This is a genomic window from Xanthomonas sp. D-99, assembly GCF_017746145.1.
GTDB lineage: Bacteria > Pseudomonadota > Gammaproteobacteria > Xanthomonadales > Xanthomonadaceae > Xanthomonas > Xanthomonas cissicola.
Map to the genome: position 1 here is coordinate 1 of NZ_JAGHWU010000073.1, position 4,367 is coordinate 4,367.

Consider the following 4,367-nt stretch of genomic DNA (forward strand, 5'->3'; position numbering starts at 1 on the left):
CACCCCTCACCCCAATTCCAACCCCGCCACGAGCGCATCCAGATCGATCAAGTTGCCGTTACTTTGGAAGGTGTAGTGCCCGTTCAGCAGGATGTGTCGCCACGCCGCCGGTGACATCTTCGTGATCAGCAGCACGGCTTTGGCGTTGCCGCTGGCCTCGTACTTCGTCAACAGGCGCGACAGGATCGCCGAGTTGTAGTAGATGATGGCGTTGGCCATCAGCCGTGCGCATTGGTTGCTGATTTCGATTTCGATGTCTGTGTGCCCGGTCAGCTCCTTCTTGCCGCCGACCTGGGCGATGGTCGAGCGTAGCTGGTGGTAGGACTCAATGCGATTCTGCGAGCGGTGCACGCTGCGTTCCCGTTGCGGGTCGCGCAGGTAGCGCAATGTGTAGATGCTGCGCACCAGCTTATCGAACTCGAAGATGGCGCGCCGCGTCGGGTTCGGCGCGGTGTACGTGCATAGCTTGCGGATCAGGGTGCCCTGAGTCATTTCCTTCAGGCCCAGCGTGGCGACGATCCGGTCGATGTTGCTCTTTTCGCTGACGATGAGTTGCCGATCGATTTGGCCGACCGGTCGGATCAGGCACGTCTCGTACAACGCCGGTTCGTCGGCGCAATACAGATCCTGCAATTGGGCGTCCAAATCGGTGAAGCGCGGCTCGAAGCGCAGTCCGAACCAGTGCAGGATGGCGAAGTTGGCCTTGTTGACGCTGTGCATATCGCCGGTAATCGCCGTTGGCACGATATCCGACGTGTTGCGATACCAGATGTCAAACACGTGGTGCCCTTCGTATTCGTGAGCACCGATTAGGTATCCGTTGAGCGGAACATGGTTGCACAGCAGCGTATAGGCGACGACACCCTTGCCGCGGCCGAAGTATTTGCGCGAGTAGCGCGCTTTCACGGTCGGACGCTCGACGCCGAATTTCTGGCCATCGACCGCACCGTACAGCGCGCCTAGGTCGAACGAGTAATGCGGGAAGATCGGCAGCACGGCGATGGCGTTGCTGATGCAGTCGTTGGCCGCGTGCAGCGATGCTTGCCGTAGGTATTGCTGGTAGGTGCTCTCCAGCACGTGGTACGGGATGTCGCTGGTACGCGCCATGACCAGATTGCCGTGGTTCATTGCCTGGGCAATGATGACTGCCATCAGGCTGTCAGCGTCGGCCACCTTCTTGGCATAGCGTGGTTGCAACGGAGTGAGCGCCGACAAGAATTGACACTGACCGTTGACATAGCGGAACACGTCGGCCACGTCGCAAAATGGCAGTTGCTCGTAGAGTGCCTGCTCATGCGCCTTGTGGTTCTCGCTCTTGGGCTTGCGCCACGTCAGCGTCTGCGTGGCCTTGCCGTAGTCGAGGTGCTTCAGCTTGCCCTGCTTCAGCTCACGGTTGAACGCCAACCACTGCGTTCGCAGTTCTGCCGTCAGTGCAATGAGTTGGGCCTCGATCGGTTCGCGCAGGAACGGGATGTCCATCGGAGCCAGTACATCGGCGTTCTCATCGAGCGACACCAACTCGTCAGAGAGGTGCCGATGTTGCAAGCTGTCGTCGAGATAGAGTTCGCCCGACTGGAAGCGCTTCCTGACCTGGCGGTACAGCCAGAACTCGTAGCGGTCTGCGTGCAGGCCGGTCGGCTTGCTGTCGGCGTCGAAGGTCAGCAAGTACGGTCGCAACCGTTTCGGCAACGTCGCTGTTGGACATTCGACGAGCGGACGTTGCGACAGGCGCTGCTGTTTGGCGAACACACTCTTGGCCCAGATCAGTGCTGCCAGCCACGGGTTGCTGGGGTCGGTGCCGGCAAGGTCGAGCGCGACATACAGCGGTCGCAGATGACGGCGCATGCGTTCGGCCAGCCCGTCCACCGCCTGCCAATGCAGGGCCAGCTTGCTCGCTGGTTTGATGCTCATACGATGGCCGACGAGCTGAAGCGCGTCTTTCGGTATGATCTTGTACGCCCGCTGCCGCACGTTGCCGAACGGTGTGGTGTCGGCCACCGTATCGTCGACATAGAGCAACAGCAGGCGTCCGACTCGTGGCGTTTCCTGCTGACGCCGTACCTGCTCGGCGACGAAGGATTGCTTGGCGCCGGCACGACTTTCATCCTCTAGTCGCTTCATGTGATAGGCCATGGCATCGACCAGGTTGTCGGTGAGTTGCCGATAGCGCAGCCAGGCGTAGCACAGCAGGTAGAGATGGGTCTGGTCCGGCTTGAGGTTTCGCAGGTCGTGGACGGTATAGAAGTTCGCCAGGCTCGCGTAGTAACGCACGTTCTGTTGCGAGATGCCCAGCTTGGGCAACAGCGTCTTGGCGATCCCGTGCAGCGGCTCCAAAATGGTGCGCTTCTCGCGTTCACGGGCCATCTGACGCCAGCCGAAATCTTTGGCGTCTTGCCGGAGCACCGCCAATTCGGACAGCGTGTTGTCTCGTACCAAAAGCTGGGATAGCGCGGCTTTGGCCGAATCATCCAGCACTTCGGCCAGCAGGCCACCTAAGCGCCGACGTTCGGCCGACAGCGTGGCGCTCACCAGTTCTTGCACAGTCGTGTAGCCGGGCCGGATGATCTTGCGTTCGTTGAGCCAGACGATCAGCTCGGCGGCGACGAAGCTAGGCGTCACGTCGCGGCGTGCGATCTGGGCGGCCTGCTGCGCGAGTTGTGGCAGAAAATCGGCTGCCCAGAGCCGATAGCCGAACCATTCGGCGATGCGCTCGCGCTGGGTGTAGTGCTCATGTTTGGTGATCGTCTTGCGTTCGAAGTCCTCGCCGTGGAAGTAGCGACTCAGCACAAAGGCGCAATCATCCTCGACTTCGCTCCAGTTGAAGCGGAAAAAGGCGTGCTTGGCCTTGAAGTAGCCGATCTGCAAGACGCAATAGGCCCGCGCATGGAGGCCGGGGCGACTGGCCGCGAACGTCAACTCCGCCTCGGACAACGCCAAGTATTCCAGCCGCTGCGCATCGTCGAAGTCCGGCAGGCCATAAAGCGCTTCCTGCTCGGCGTCCGAGAGGACGGTGAGCAGCTTATTCTTGTTGCTCATCGGCCGTTCTGCCCGTTCCACGCCAACCCACTCGCTCCAGCGTTTCGATCAAGGTGGTGCGTTTGACGCCGAAGTTGCGGCACACGGCCGCTTTCGACATCCCGCCGTTCAGCGCGGCAATGATGGCCTCCAGCTTTTCGCCGACGATGGCCAGAGGTCGCCCGCCGGTGCGGCCACGCCGCCGGGCAGCGGCTAGGCCCGCGACGACGCGCTCTTGGATCAGGGCCCGCTCGTACTGCGCAAGTGCGCCGAACACATGGAACAGCAACTCGCCGGACGCCGTGCTGGTATCCATTCCCTCGGTCAGCGAGCGGAACGCCACTTGCTTGTCCTTGAGTGAGGTCACGATGGCGAGCAAGTGCGACAGCGAGCGGCCAAGCCGGTCGAGCTTCCAGACCACCAGTACGTCACCGGGCCGGACGAATTCGAGCGCCTTCGTCAAGCCTGCGCGGTCATCCTTCGCGCCTGAGATGCGATCCTCGAACAGGTGTCGGGCATCAACGCCAGCAGCGAGCAGTGCGTCGCGTTGCAAGTTAGTGCTCTGCCGGTCGGAGTCCGACGACACACGCATGTAGCCGACCAACATAGGCGAATAACCATCGGGAACCGGTTTCCGCATGGTAGCGTGTGGCGACGGGGTTTTCCGCACACTTTTTACGGGGTTCTGCGATCACTTGTGCTGGGAGGCTGCCTACATGTCGCAAAACACTTGTTTTGCGACATGCCGGCACCTTGACGCCACTAGGCCATCAGGCCGATAACGGTGTGTAGTTGAAACCGATCAAGCAGCTGTTCGCCTGAGTGGGGCGGTCATTTCTCCCCCCGTTTGCCCACTGTTGCGTTGAACAGGCAGGAGGCATCACCTGCTCTACAGCGGTCGTTTGCGCCCAGCCGGGAACTGGCTATTTGACATCGACGCCAGACAGGCTACATCCAAGCCCAGTTGGTACCAGATGAAAGTTCACCAACTCAATGGCGGGCGACCCAAGGCATCCAGGCGTTCTGCATCTTCAAGGATTGCAGCAGTTGTGCGCGGCGAAATTGGCTGTGCGTCATCCAGTGCATAGGCTTGCCGCGCAGCATCGGCGGCTAGAGCCTCACGCGTCCGCGGTGAGTGCTCTTGCAACCTTTGACGCGTGTTTCGGGCCAGATCGGGGGCGATGACCGGCATCGAGGAACAGATATCGCCAGGTGCGGGGTTGGCTAGAAAGGCTGTCTCTAGGTCGCGCGCATTTGCATGGAGTTCAGTTTGCGGGTCCTCGATCTCGGCTCTGAATGCGTTTGTCCTGGCCAGCGCGTCGATTGCATCAGGCTTGTCGAAGCGTTCAACT

The 4,367-nt window shown here is 60.8% G+C and carries 2 protein-coding genes and 1 pseudogene; all 3 read right to left on the bottom strand.

What is annotated here, in order from left to right:
• Positions 1–6: 6 nt before the first annotated feature.
• Positions 7–3,036: a Tn3 family transposase gene (locus tag J7360_RS19130; protein WP_168968237.1), complete on the bottom strand. Its 3,030-nt coding sequence runs from the start codon at positions 3,034–3,036 to the stop codon at positions 7–9.
• On the bottom strand, positions 3,020–3,622 hold the full coding sequence (locus J7360_RS19135; RefSeq protein ID WP_007967594.1) for a recombinase family protein: 603 nt from the start codon (positions 3,620–3,622) through the stop codon (positions 3,020–3,022). The genes J7360_RS19130 and J7360_RS19135 overlap by 17 nt, the downstream gene beginning before the upstream one ends.
• A gap of 375 nt (positions 3,623–3,997) precedes the next feature.
• Positions 3,998–4,367: pseudogene (locus J7360_RS19140) on the bottom strand (avirulence protein); the annotation flags it as partial.

What these genes read in the sequence shown, in the direction of transcription:
- J7360_RS19130 (WP_168968237.1), bottom strand. Translation starts at nt 3,036, where the DNA reads ATGAGCAACAAGAATAAGCTGCTCACCGTCCTCTCGGACGCCGAGCAG.
- J7360_RS19135 (WP_007967594.1), bottom strand. Translation starts at nt 3,622, where the DNA reads ATGTTGGTCGGCTACATGCGTGTGTCGTCGGACTCCGACCGGCAGAGC.